This window comes from Campylobacter concisus (genome assembly GCF_003048405.1).
GTDB classification, from domain to species: Bacteria; Campylobacterota; Campylobacteria; order Campylobacterales; family Campylobacteraceae; genus Campylobacter_A; species Campylobacter_A concisus_Q.
In genome coordinates, this window is the sequence record NZ_PIQS01000001.1 from 329949 (window position 1) to 342117 (window position 12169).

14 protein-coding genes are annotated in these 12169 nt (G+C 39.1%); all 14 read left to right on the plus strand.

Annotated elements, in window-relative coordinates; translation table 11 throughout:
- The 14 genes from CVT18_RS01765 (at position 1) to CVT18_RS01830 (ending at position 12169) form a co-directional block, all read left to right on the plus strand.
- Positions 1-183 carry a hypothetical protein gene (locus CVT18_RS01765; RefSeq protein WP_107824159.1) on the plus strand — a complete coding sequence of 61 codons (183 nt, stop codon included), beginning with the start codon at positions 1-3 and terminating at the stop codon, positions 181-183.
- Positions 183-851, plus strand: a complete 669-nt coding sequence (locus tag CVT18_RS01770) for a DNA-methyltransferase (protein WP_107824160.1) — start codon at positions 183-185, stop codon at positions 849-851. The genes CVT18_RS01765 and CVT18_RS01770 overlap by 1 nt, the downstream gene beginning before the upstream one ends.
- Positions 848-1150, plus strand: a complete 303-nt coding sequence (locus tag CVT18_RS01775) for a hypothetical protein (RefSeq protein ID WP_107824161.1) — start codon at positions 848-850, stop codon at positions 1148-1150. Before CVT18_RS01770 ends, CVT18_RS01775 begins: the two co-directional genes overlap by 4 nt.
- A complete protein-coding gene (locus CVT18_RS01780) occupies positions 1150-1410 on the plus strand; it encodes a hypothetical protein (protein WP_107824162.1) in 261 nt (86 codons plus the stop codon). Before CVT18_RS01775 ends, CVT18_RS01780 begins: the two co-directional genes overlap by 1 nt.
- The gene (locus CVT18_RS01785) at positions 1379-1759 is read left to right on the plus strand and encodes a DUF1064 domain-containing protein (protein ID WP_107824163.1); all 381 of its coding nucleotides are present in this window, start codon (positions 1379-1381) and stop codon (positions 1757-1759) included. Before CVT18_RS01780 ends, CVT18_RS01785 begins: the two co-directional genes overlap by 32 nt.
- Positions 1759-2292 carry a hypothetical protein gene (locus CVT18_RS01790; protein ID WP_107824164.1) on the plus strand — a complete coding sequence of 178 codons (534 nt, stop codon included), beginning with the start codon at positions 1759-1761 and terminating at the stop codon, positions 2290-2292. Before CVT18_RS01785 ends, CVT18_RS01790 begins: the two co-directional genes overlap by 1 nt.
- The gene (locus CVT18_RS01795; RefSeq protein WP_107824165.1) at positions 2285-3574 is read left to right on the plus strand and encodes a phosphatase; all 1290 of its coding nucleotides are present in this window, start codon (positions 2285-2287) and stop codon (positions 3572-3574) included. Before CVT18_RS01790 ends, CVT18_RS01795 begins: the two co-directional genes overlap by 8 nt.
- Complete coding sequence (locus tag CVT18_RS01800) at positions 3571-3870, plus strand: helix-turn-helix domain-containing protein (protein ID WP_107824166.1); 300 nt, start codon at positions 3571-3573, stop codon at positions 3868-3870. Before CVT18_RS01795 ends, CVT18_RS01800 begins: the two co-directional genes overlap by 4 nt.
- A complete protein-coding gene (locus tag CVT18_RS01805; protein ID WP_199907355.1) occupies positions 3857-5431 on the plus strand; it encodes a phage head-tail adapter protein in 1575 nt (524 codons plus the stop codon). Before CVT18_RS01800 ends, CVT18_RS01805 begins: the two co-directional genes overlap by 14 nt.
- A gap of 157 nt (positions 5432-5588) precedes the next feature.
- Entirely contained in the window at positions 5589-6239 is a 651-nt protein-coding gene (locus CVT18_RS01810; protein ID WP_107824167.1) for an HIT family hydrolase, read from the plus strand.
- Positions 6240-6250: 11 nt separating this feature from the next.
- Positions 6251-6568, plus strand: coding sequence for a hypothetical protein (locus CVT18_RS01815; RefSeq protein ID WP_180998521.1), 318 nt, complete (start codon positions 6251-6253; stop codon positions 6566-6568).
- A 26-nt stretch (positions 6569-6594) separates the two neighbouring features.
- Positions 6595-7824 carry a hypothetical protein gene (locus CVT18_RS01820; RefSeq protein ID WP_107824168.1) on the plus strand — a complete coding sequence of 410 codons (1230 nt, stop codon included), beginning with the start codon at positions 6595-6597 and terminating at the stop codon, positions 7822-7824.
- A 10-nt stretch (positions 7825-7834) separates the two neighbouring features.
- Positions 7835-11053: a hypothetical protein gene (locus tag CVT18_RS01825; protein WP_107824169.1), complete on the plus strand. Its 3219-nt coding sequence runs from the start codon at positions 7835-7837 to the stop codon at positions 11051-11053.
- Between the two features lie 132 nt (positions 11054-11185).
- Positions 11186-12169: a DUF5309 family protein gene (locus tag CVT18_RS01830; protein ID WP_107824170.1), complete on the plus strand. Its 984-nt coding sequence runs from the start codon at positions 11186-11188 to the stop codon at positions 12167-12169.

A 12169-nucleotide genomic window follows, 5' to 3' on the forward strand; every position in this document is an offset into this window, starting at 1 on the left:
ATGAAAGCGGTATATATCACAATAGCCGAAAGCGGAGCGAGCATAATCGCAAAAGTAGCAGACGAAAATAAAAAGATACTTGATAGCTTTGAGATAAGCCGTAAGGATGCAAGTGGCGTGCTTGAAGTAATGAGAAAGTGGAATGAGAAGCACAAGGATGAGAAAACAAGGGGGCTTTTTTAATGGAACTAAATAAAATTTATAACATTGATTGCTTAGATTTTATGAAAAATATGCCTGATGCGTGCGTTGATTTGGTCGTTACTGATCCACCTTACATCATAAACACAAAAGGCGGTGGGTTAGGTAAGCGCCCTGTCTATGAAAAGGGCGATTTGGCAAAGATAGCTGATGGCTTTGATGTAAAAACAACACTAAATGAGCTTGAACGAATTTGTAAAAAAACAAATATTTTTATCTTTTGCTCTACCAAACAAAAGCCTGAGATAATGAGCTGGGCTTATGAAAAATGGTATAACGTAGCTGAGCTATTTTGGCACAAGCCTAACGCAGCACCTTTTACAAACAATACTTTTAAAAGTGACATCGAAAATATTATCTACATAAGAGCAAAAGGCGTCAAGATAAGAGGAAGATCAAAGCTCTTTACTCAAAACGCAAAAAAGAGCGAATACGGACATCCTAGTGAAAAGCCACTAAGTATTATCAAAAGCTTGATTTTAACTAGCTCAAACGATGGTGAGTTGGTTTTTGATCCATTTATGGGTAGTGGCACAACGGCGGCGGCGTGCAAGGAGTTAAATAGAAGCTTCATTGGCTGTGAGATAGAGGCTAAATACTGCGAAATGGCCGAAAAAAGGTTAAGAGAAACGATAAGGGGGCTAATATGAGTGAAATCTTAAATTATGCAGTTTATAAACTAGAACTTGATGAGATAGAGGGTAGCGACGATTGGTTTGATGCTAATGGACGGCTAAAATACAAAGAGCGGTTTTTATTTGATACGCTCAAAGAAGCGGGCGATATAGAAAAAGGTTGGTTAGTGGCCTTATTCGCAAGCGAGCAAGATGCTATAGAGTTCTGCGAGGGTGCGGGACTAAGCTCAAACTCGGATTATTTTTACTTTTGCACTCGTGGACACTACTCATTAGACACAGAAATGGGCGAATATGTAGAGGTAGGATATTAATGCGAGTAACTAGAAGCAAAAATAAAGCCTATCAGCTAAGACTACTTGAAGCATATCCACTTTGTCAAATATGCGAGAAACAACAAAGCATAGAGTGCCACCACGTAAGATATGGTAGATTTGGAGCAGATAAGGACGACAGCAAGCAAATAGCCGTTTGTAGAGAGTGTCATCAATGGTGTCACGCACACAAAAAGAAAAGCATAGAAAAATATGAGGAGGTAGCTGATGAGAATTGGCAACGTTTCGGCGATTGTTAAAAGCAAATATGGCAACAAAAAAACCAAGGGCTTTGATAGTGCTAAGGAATGGCGCAGAAACCAAGAGTTAGAAACCTTACAACGAGCTGGTGAGATCAGCGAGTTAAACCGCCAAGTACCGTTTGTGCTAATGCCTAGCTACACCATAGCAGACGAAACAACGAGGCAAGGCTTTAGAACCGTGCGTGAGATCAGATACATAGCAGATTTTACCTATCGCCTTAAAGATGGCACACGCATCATTGAGGACGTAAAGGGGATGCAGACGGAAGTTTTTAAGATCAAGCGAAAACTACTAGAGAGGAAAATAGCCCTTGGAGTAATAGAGGGCGAGTTTAGGATTTATTGATGGCGAAGATAACAGATGAGATAAAAGAGAAAATTTTGGCTGACTTTCATACGGGCAAATTTTCACAAAGGGAGCTAGCAAAAAAACATAGTGTATCAAATGGCACTGTGGCCAATTTACTCAAAGGATTAACGCCAAAAAATGAGCATTTAGTGGAAGCTCAAATAACGCTGTTGTCGGCACAAACTCAAAAATCAGAAATAGAAATGAGCAGTATTTTGAGCACTGCTAAAGATGAGGCATATAACCGCGGATTAATATTTAATGCTACTCAAAAAAATCTTAATCGAGTGATGGACATGCTAGATAAAAACACCAAATACGAAAAAGTTGGCGTCGGTGACGGGGTGCAGACTTTCGAGCCCATAGAGCTAAACGCAAACGACTATAAAACACTGCAAGATATGATTGACAAGGCTAGTTTAACGCTTGGGGTTAATCAAAGAGTTGCTGCAACACAGATTAATAATGCAAACGTACAAAGCGAACAAAAGATAATTATTGAGCGAAAGGAAATAAAAGGTGATGAGTGAAACAACACTTTGTCTAACTTATACGCCGTGGCAAAAAGAAGTCTTTTTTGAAAATACCGCACGCTTTACGACGATAGAAAAAGGTCGGCGTGTAGGATTTACCAAAGGTATTGCAAACGCTACGATCGAGTGGCTTTTAGAGGGTAAAAAAGTGCTTTGGGTAGATACTATCACATCAAACCTACAAAGATATTATGAGCGCTATTTTTTACCTGAGCTAAAAGCCCTGCCAAAAGAGCTGTATAAATTTCACGCACAAGATAAAAAGCTAAGTATCGGCGAGGGCTACCTTGATATGAGAAGTGCAGAACGTCCAGAAAATATCGAGGGGTTTGGCTATGACATAGTGATCCTAAACGAAGCCGGCATAATCCTAAAGGATGCCTACCTTTGGGACAACGCCATAAGGGCAATGTTACTAGACAACCCAAAATCAAGAGCGTTTATAGGCGGCGTGCCAAAAGGCAAAAACCGCTTTTATGACCTTGCTAAACGTGGAATGAGTGGCGAGAAAGACTGGGTAAATTTTCAAATATCAAGCTTTAATAACCCACTGCTTAAAAAAGAACAAATAGACGAAATGGTCGCAGAGCTTGGCGGTATAGATAGCGACGTAGTACGCCAAGAGATATACGGCGAGTTTTTAGACACAACCTCAAATGTGCTATTTAACCTTGCTTTGATAGAAAATGCCTTTAGCACTCAGATGCCAAACGAAAAAGCTAGCATTATTTGGGGGTTAGATGTGGCACGTGAGGGTGATGACGAAAGCGTGCTTTGTATTAGGCGAGGTTACGGCGTTACGAACTTTTACACATTTAGACTTGATAGTGTTACCGCCTTAGCAAGAGAGATTTTTAGCATTTATGAGAGAAGTGAAGAGAAGCCAGACGCTATTTTTATTGATAGTGTTGGCGTGGGTGCTGGAGTATTTGACACCTTGATAGATTTTGGCTTGCGTGGGATAGTCAGAGAGGCAAAATTTTCATACAAGGCAACAAATGAGAAGCTTTACGCCAACAAGAGAGCGGAAGCATATTTCACACTCAAAGAGAAATTTAGGCTGCTTAGCATTGTGCCAAATGACAAACTAAAAAAACAGCTTAGTACCATTAGTTTTTATTACGACAAGAAAGAGCGGTATTTGCTACTACCAAAAGAGAATATCAAAAAAGAGTTTGGCTTTAGCCCTGACTTGGCGGATGCCCTTGCTCTTACGTTTTTTGACCCATTGCCAGCAAAAATAAACACAATCAACTACGATGACGGAGGCGTTTGGTGAAAGAGTGCCAAAATTGGGTAGATTTGGCAAAACAAATCGAGTATATTTTTGAGCGTATCGACGTAGAGCTAATTAGAAAAGTGGCAACGCTTGATGATGAGGCCTTGCGTCTATGTTTTTGTGTGATGATTTGTGAGTGGCTAAAAGGGGCAAAATTTATCCCTACAAAGCAAGCTAGAGTAAAACTTGCAACGGCCCTAAAACAAAAAGGGCTTAGTAGAAAAAGAGTGGCAGAGCTAGCGAACGTCAGCACAAGAACAATTTACAGATTAGGACACGAAAATGACGAACGATGAAAGAATAAGCTACCTCGAGGAGTTAGTGCAGACAGCATACAACGGATATGCGGAGTATAAACCATTTTTTGACAAGCTAAATGACGCTTATTTGCTTGTGTTAGAAAGCAAGCAGTATAACAGCCTAAAAGAGAGAAACAAGAGCAAAAACTACACACCAAAGCTAAATTCAAAAGCAAAAAGGATATATGACGGCCTAACCGAAACATATTTCAACAATGACACATTTGCCAAGCTAGAGCCTTATGTAAACTCAACACATGACGTGATCAACAAGTGGCAAGAGGCACTAAATTTCTATTGCGACAAGATAAATTTGTATAAGATCTTTTCGCCTATCTTTTTAAAAGCTGCTTTCTCGGCAAGCTCGGTTGTAAAAGTGTTTTTGGGAAAAGATGAAGCAAAGATAGAGGAAGTGGATATAAACGACATCTATTTTGATCCTGATGCCAAAAATACAGACGACATCCGCTATATCGTGCACAGAATTTACCTTACAACAAACGACATCAAAAAGCTAATCAAAAATAAAACATTTAAGCAAATTGATCTAAGCGAGAATAGACCTTATAAGAGAATTTGCCTAAATGAGATATACGAACTAAACGATGAGAAATGGAGCGTTAGCACGCTTTACAATAGCGAACTACTAAGAGATAAAGTAGAACTAAAAGACGGACAGCCATTTATTTTTGGCTATATGCTGCCACAAACAAAACGCAATACCGATAAAATGTTTGTTTGCGCTTATGGCGAGCCTGCTCTTGCTTCGCTTTTGCCTTTACAAGATGAGCTAAATGCGATCAGAAACTCAATTACGGACGTAACAAGAAACCAAGCAACGCCAAAGATCATTTTTAACCGAAGTGCAAGTATATCAAGGGCTGATTTAGAGCGCCCAAGTGGTGCGATTTTTACTGATAGCCCAGCAGACATCAAGATAATACCGCCTGGCGACATCAACGCTTCAATGGCTACACTTCAAGTGATCGAGCAGGAGATGAGCGAAGTAAGCGGAGTAAGCCCACAGCAAAACGGAGCACCAACAACTAGGCAAGAAACAGCAACAATGGCGTCAATTATGGCAAATGAGGGTAGCGTAAGGCTTCAAGGGTATATAAGAACCTACAATGAGACCTTTTTTGAGCCTATATTTGAACGCCTTGCATTTTTAGTTTGGAAATATGGCGATCCATTATTTTTTGCAGGGTTTAATCGTGGTGAAGCACCGAGCTTTAACATAAACCTAAACACTGGGATAGGCGCATTAAACAAAGAGGTGCAAAAGAAAAGTCTAATGGATGCTAGCGGGATTATATCAGCTCAATTCGGTATGTGCTTACAACTTGGGGACGGCGATGGTGCAAATAGAATGAAAGAAGCAAACGAGAAAATCCTATTAGAGCTATTGCCACTATATGGCATAAAAGACCCAGAGAATTTTATCGGAAAGGAGAGTGAGCTTGCTAAACAACTTAAGCCACAGGCTATTTTACCAAGCGTGGCAGAGCCTATCGCAGAAGCAGGAGCTTTACCAGCTGACGCAATGCCAAGCGTTTAGGGATTTTTCAGAATATCTATTAGGGCTTTATGCGGCAAGTGTGACCGCTAGCCAAAATGAAAAGAACAGCGATGAAATAAGGTTAAGGGCGATTGAGAATATTAAAACACTCGAAAGCCTTTTAAGTTTTTTTGAAAATTACAAAGAGGAGTAATAAATGACAGAGCAAGAAGCACTAAACGAATTGGTAAGTATCGTAAATGGTGACGAGCAGGTAGAGCCTGAAACAAACGAAGTGGCACAAGAACCACAAGAGCAACCAGCGGAACAAGTAGCAGCGCCAGAGGAGCAAAAGAAAGAGGAGTTAAATATTGAAGCAATTAAGCAAGCAATGGCTGAAGCCTTGGCTGCAAAAGAACAGCCACAAGAGCCAGCACAGCCACAGCTTGACCCTGAAAAACAAGCTTTGCTTGATAGCTTAGGTCTTGGAAATCTTGACGCACTAAAAGCTCAAATGGATCAAATCTCACAAGCTCAGGCAGCACAAGCAGAGGAAGCTAGGAGGCAAGCGGTCTTTGATAAAAACCTAGCAGAGTTTAAAAAAGACTACCCAACTATTCGCCCTGATGATTTAGCAGAGTTTGCAAAAGCTCATGGTATGAGTGATCTACTTGGCGAAAATTATGTGGGTTGGAAAGCAGTCGCAATGGGGATGATCAATGTGGCAAAAAGCAAAGAAAAGCCAGACGAAATTTTAAGCGGCTCAAATGCAAGCAGTGAGCTATCGGCGTTTGATAGAGCCAAAAAAGGCGAGAACGTGAGCGACGTAGAATATGGTGCAGAGCTTTTGAAACTAGCAGGACTATAAGGAGTTAAAAAATGAGTTGGGATTGGGGCGGAAGCAATATAACACAAGGGCTTGGCAAAAATGGCGGTGGCTTTTTAAGTTGGCTTGGTGGTGACGCAGGTGGCACACCTAACTGGCTAACAGCTTTAGGAACTGGTGGTGCGTTATGGAGCGCTTATAATCAAAGCAAAATGGCGAAAAAAGCATTTAATCTAAATAAAGATGCTTACGACTTTAACAAGATGCTTTCACAAAGGCAATTGCAAAGAGAAAATCAGGCAAACCAAAATTTAGTCAATGCTTGGAACGCATCAAACTTTCATAAACAACAAGAGGATGAGGCTTATTAATTTAAGCCTCACAAAAAGGAGCAAAAATGCCATATTTTAACCCCAACAAGGTAGATTTTAACTATAACACGAACACAATAGACGCAGTGGGCGCTACTGGTAGAGCATTGTGGGATATTTACCAAGACAGCGTAAAAAACAACTTCACTAAGCAAAAGTTAGCAGAAGAGAATAGATCAAATTTAGCAACCGAGCAACACAACATAAATAAACTAAACGAAGATATTCGCCATCACACAACAACCGAAACTGAAACGGCAAATAATAACTCTATAATGCAAGGGCTTAGGCGTGATGAGCTTGGGCTAAAAGGTCAAGAACTAGGGCTAAAAGCAAATAAATACCAAAATGATGCCCTCTATAACCATCTAATGGCAAACGTTGCTTTGCAAAACGCAAACACAAACGCAAATAGACTTAATTTTGACGTGCAAAAATATAATAGTGGTCTAAATGATGATGAGCTAGAGACAAATTTAGCCTTTGATGCAGCAGGATTTACTTTGCCTGAGAACATAAAAGATCAAAGCCCACAAGTGCAAACTAGATACAAAAAGGCGATTTTAAATATCAATAATCCAAAAAATGGGATAAGTGCCTTGCTTGGTGATAACGCAGGGCTAAATGCAAACATTGCAATAAAGAAAAAACAACCAACACAAAAAGAGAGAGACGAGATAGCAGGGGTTTTTAGCCTGCTCGATCGAATAGTTGATGCAAAAAATAGCTTTACTGGTGGCGAGCAAGGGGCTATACAAAATTTAGGTCACTTTGTCGCTAAAGGGTTTAATATGCAAGACCCAAAAACGGAAAAATTTAAAAACGATTTAGGATTTATACAACAAGGGGCAAAAGATTTAGTTGGCACAGGCAAGATGTCAAACTTACAATATCAAGACTTAATGGAGGTCTTGCCAAGTCCTAACTCTTGGACTGATACAACTTATAGAGTAAAGAATGATAGTTCAATAAATATGGGGCTATCACAAATCACAAATAAAATACAAGCGCTAAAAGATAGTGGGATAGATACAGAGGATATTGAAAAAGCAGCAGCACAAAAATATCAGTATTATTTTGATAATGGCTTTTTCGACCCTAAATTTAGAGAATTTGATGCAAGTGGCAAACGTATAGATAAAAGCAAACCGCAAGCACCACAAACGCCACAAGAGGGGCGAAGTTTGAAGAGTGAGAGAAACAATACACAAAAAAACTATGTAGATGCTGACGCACTTGGCATAAGTTTTAGATAGGGAAATAAAAATGGCTTGGATAAAAATACCTGAAAATAAAAGTGAAATGCAAATAGGTGGTAACTGGATAAAAATACCTAGTGGAGCAAAAGAAGTCGAGATACCTGATAATTTATTAGGCGCACAACCAGCAGCAAATAGCGCACCAACTTATGCGCCGCCTGCCCCTGATATGAGTAAGGCAGTAGATGCTACGCCAAAGGAGAAGACGTGGTATGACAAAGTTGGCGAATTTGCGGATCAAATCTCTCCAATAAATGTCATAAAAGGCGTTGGCAAAGAGATTGGGGGAATGCTTGATTATTACCATTACGACGGAGCAAGTGGTGAAGATTTAGAAAAGAAAAAGGCTACTGAAGCGTTAGCAAGAGCAAAACATGCAGGTGATGATAGAAATATTTTATCTCAAATGGCAGGTTATGAAGACAAAGAAAAAGCGGTAAAGGATAGAACTGAAAATTTGCTCTACAACTGGGCTAAAAAGAATAATTATGATGATGTGAGGGAAGCAAACGGAAAATATTATCTTCAAAAAGGGGATAAATTTATCCCAGTAGATGAGCCTGGTATCGGTGATAGTCTTTCAACATATCTAAATGAAATGGGCGTGCCTATGGGTGCGATAAGTGTAGCTTCAGCCCTTTTGCCAACCAAAAAACTAAGCACAGCACAAAAAGCTATAAGCACAGCATTAACAACAGCTGGAGCAAGTGGAGCTGGAGCGGCTATGGACTTAATGGCCGATAAAAGAATACTTGGCGATGAGACGATAAATGGCGATGATTATTTAAAACACGCTTTGCGTGGAGCAAGCGATGACGCTTTGATCTCAGGCCCGCTTGCAACAATGGCATCTCCAGCAGTAAAAGAAGCACTTAAAAAAGGAGTTAGCAAGGCTAGTGATTATTCAATAGTAAAACCAGTTGCAAGATACGTGATAAATGACAATATCGGTGGAGCCGAAAAAGCAATAATAGATAAATTAGGCGGAGAAGCAAACGCGGCAGCAGCTCAAAATTTATCTAAAAATGCACTTGGCGATGACCTTTATAAGACTTTACTAAACGACGATCAAACTTATACTTTACCAAAAGTTGGTAATGAAAAGATACAAAAAAGTATTAACTACGTAAACGATAATATCTTAGCTCCAGCCCAAAAAATAACAAGAGATATGATAAAGGGCGAGGGGACAAGAGAACGAGAAATGGATATATTTTTAACTGCTCTTGGCAACGACGCTAAAGGGGCAGATATAATTGCCGATGCAGTAGCGAGAGACCCAAAAAGCTTTTCAAAAATTTATAAAATGTCAAGCGACTTAAACACAGACGCAAAAAATGCTTTTCTTAATATGATAGAAAAGAAAAAGACAGCAGATATTTTAAGTGGATACGAAAAACGCACAAAAGATAACTTCGGCGAGGTGATAAACGCTCTTGACGATGCCTTTGTAGGCAAAGAAGCAAGCGCAAATTTACTGCAAGCGAAGCATGAACTTGGCACTCAGGCGCTAAGACTGCCAGCAGGGTATAGAGATAGCACATTGGAACTATTAGGAAACACCAAAGGCTTTAAAGGGCTTAACGAAGTAAGAAACGTGCTAAGTGCTGATATGGCAAGGCTAACTGCTCCTGATGCTATCACAGCAGGCACCAAAAAGACGCTTGGCAAGATGATAGAAGCAGTAGATAGTGCAATAGACAATGTCGCCGAGCAAGCCTTTAACGACCCAGCTCTTAGCCAAAAAGCAAAAGATGTTTTAAAGCAAGCAAGGAGCGAATATGCTCTTTTTAAAGAACTTCAAAACTCTAAAATTTACCATGATGTAATAGGGGAGCTAAAGAGTAGTGGTGATATAACAAACTCACTCTTAAAAGCTCTCAATGCAGAAAATGGCTTAGATTTAAAAGCTCTTACAGCTAGATTAAGCAGTAGCGAACAAGAAGCATTAGAAACTAACTTAATCCGTGGTGTAATAGAAAAATTTACCAAAGATGGAATAACTGACTTTTCTAAGGTGAGTGATACTTTAAAAAATGCTCCGTTTGAGAGTAAAAGAGCGGTGGAGATAATGGGAGAGCTAAACAAAAAAGCTCCTATACTAAATAACACGTCTTCATTACTTGAAAAACTAACAGCAATTAACCCAAAGGCTAAAGAACTACAACAAGGCATAGGGCATTCAGTAACTGGAGCACTTATGACAATGAAGAGAAATTTAGCTATTGAAAGGTTAAAATCACTACTCCCGGTATTAGGCAATGACGCATCATTAAAAAATCATATAAGAAATGCAATTAATAATGCAGGCGATCTAAAAAGTGTTATTAATAATCTTGAAAAGATAGAGATAAAAGATGTGCCAGAGAACTCAACTAAACTACTAGAAGCTTTTAAAAACGAGGTAAAGGCGTTAAGAGAAGAGGCTCAAACTGGAGAGATAAAAGGCGAGAATTTTATTACAAAGCAAAGCCCAGCGCCAAAGAGTGATTTAATGAAGATGGATAATGGGGCGTATAGACAACACTCTATGATCCGCCCCAACGATGATATAGTAGAACAAAAAGTCTTAAAAGATACTAAAGTAAATAATGCAATAAAAGAATTAAAAAAAGTTGATATTAGCACACTCAATAGTGAGCAAAAAAATATATATGATGTCTTTGTTGGAAAAAAAGACAAAATAGTTTTGCAAGGCCACGACCTAAATGATCTTTATTCTTTTGAGTATGGTTCAAGAAATGCTGGAGCAAAAAAAATAATGATAAAACACGCTGGAGTAGAAAAAACTGGGGGGCTTAACAATAATGAGCTTTTAAATATTATGGACGTGATAAGGGGTGGAGACATAAATAGTGAGAGCTTTGAGAAGTTACCAGACAAAATAAGATATGCGTACACATTAGGGAAAAACGATGTAAAACTAAAAGTAGTTGTCGATGAATATAATGACGGCAAAAAAATCTTTGACTACTATAGCAATAGAAACTTTATTGATTATAACAAGAAAACGAGGGTAGATACCGATATGGCTACTATATCAAAAAATAACCAAAAAGGAGTAGAAAATCTACTTGATGCAATAGACAATAGTAGTGATAAGGCAGGCTTAGTTAAGAAAGTGCTATTAAACAAAGATATAAGCGACGGCGTAAAAGCTAAGGCAGTTAATAGGCTAACTAAAAATAAAACTAGCCAAGTAACTAAAAACTCAAATAATAATTAAAAGCCCTATCTTTTAGGGCTTACTCTCTTTTTAAAATCAAAAACAAAAAATATTCTAACTTTGCCAAAATTGGGTAGATTTGGCACAGCCACAAATGATAAATTGCCATTAAATTGCATAAAAGGAGCAAAAATGGCAATAACAACTACTGGGTTTCAAGCCCCGGCAACAAAAAGAGAAGGGCTAAAGCCTTCGGTATATGAAAATATAATTTTAATAGGTGCTGATGAGACGCCTATACTTAAACTTATTGGCACTTCAAGTGTTAAAGGCATAGAGCACTCTTGGCTAACTGACAGCTTAGCTGCCCCAAAGAAAAACGCACAACTAGAGATTTCTGACTTTGACGATCAGATCAAATCAAGCGTGCAAAAGACTTCAAACGCAGTGCAAATTTTCACTTCAAACGTTAGCGTTTCAAGAAGTATGCAAGCAGTGGCTACTTATGGTGGCAAAGAGCTAGAGCGCGAGACAGCTAAAAGAGCAAAAGAGCATAAGCTAGATATGGAATATGCTATTTTTGGGCTAGGCCGTGATGCTGATGTTAAAAAGAGTGTCTTTAAGGCACCGAGTGTTAGAACTGATGCAACAGCTGGAGAAATGGCAGGACTATTTTATTTCTTGGCTAAAGGTGCAGCTGCATTTGCTGCTGGCAGACGTGGCAATGTTGTAGCATTTGATAGCTCAGGCGATTGGAAAGGAACACCAAAAGAACTAACTGAGGCTGTGTTATCTGGACTATTACAAAATATTTGGGACGCAGGCACAACTCCAAAAGATGTATTCATTGGTGCTGATCTAAAGCCAGCTATTAACAAAATAGCAACTCGTCAATTTGGCAACGAGAAAAATATTAATTCAAGCGTTGTTAGCTTAGACACTGACTTTGGTAGGGTAAATTTTAGACTTCATCGCTTCTTAAGTCCTAAATACGGCTTGGGTGATTGTATCATCGCAGGAGATTTTGATTATATGAAAAATGGTCTATTAGTGCCAACTGAACTAAAAGACGTGACTACTTCAAAAACAGCTATCCAAAAGAGATACTATACAGAAAGTTGTATCGAAGTAAGAAACGCAGATGCATTTGCAATAGGCGTTGGCTTAAAGGCGTAA

Bases quoted from the DNA above. Each gene is read 5' to 3' on its own strand.
- CVT18_RS01765 (WP_107824159.1), top strand. From the start codon at position 1: ATGAAAGCGGTATATATCACAATAGCCGAAAGCGGAGCGAGCATAATC.
- CVT18_RS01770 (WP_107824160.1), top strand. From the start codon at position 183: ATGGAACTAAATAAAATTTATAACATTGATTGCTTAGATTTTATGAAA.
- CVT18_RS01775 (WP_107824161.1), top strand. From the start codon at position 848: ATGAGTGAAATCTTAAATTATGCAGTTTATAAACTAGAACTTGATGAG.
- CVT18_RS01780 (WP_107824162.1), top strand. From the start codon at position 1,150: ATGCGAGTAACTAGAAGCAAAAATAAAGCCTATCAGCTAAGACTACTT.
- CVT18_RS01785 (WP_107824163.1), top strand. From the start codon at position 1,379: ATGAGAATTGGCAACGTTTCGGCGATTGTTAAAAGCAAATATGGCAAC.
- CVT18_RS01790 (WP_107824164.1), top strand. From the start codon at position 1,759: ATGGCGAAGATAACAGATGAGATAAAAGAGAAAATTTTGGCTGACTTT.
- CVT18_RS01795 (WP_107824165.1), top strand. From the start codon at position 2,285: ATGAGTGAAACAACACTTTGTCTAACTTATACGCCGTGGCAAAAAGAA.
- CVT18_RS01805 (WP_199907355.1), top strand. From the start codon at position 3,857: ATGACGAACGATGAAAGAATAAGCTACCTCGAGGAGTTAGTGCAGACA.
- CVT18_RS01810 (WP_107824167.1), top strand. From the start codon at position 5,589: ATGACAGAGCAAGAAGCACTAAACGAATTGGTAAGTATCGTAAATGGT.
- CVT18_RS01815 (WP_180998521.1), top strand. From the start codon at position 6,251: ATGAGTTGGGATTGGGGCGGAAGCAATATAACACAAGGGCTTGGCAAA.
- CVT18_RS01820 (WP_107824168.1), top strand. From the start codon at position 6,595: ATGCCATATTTTAACCCCAACAAGGTAGATTTTAACTATAACACGAAC.
- CVT18_RS01825 (WP_107824169.1), top strand. From the start codon at position 7,835: ATGGCTTGGATAAAAATACCTGAAAATAAAAGTGAAATGCAAATAGGT.
- CVT18_RS01830 (WP_107824170.1), top strand. From the start codon at position 11,186: ATGGCAATAACAACTACTGGGTTTCAAGCCCCGGCAACAAAAAGAGAA.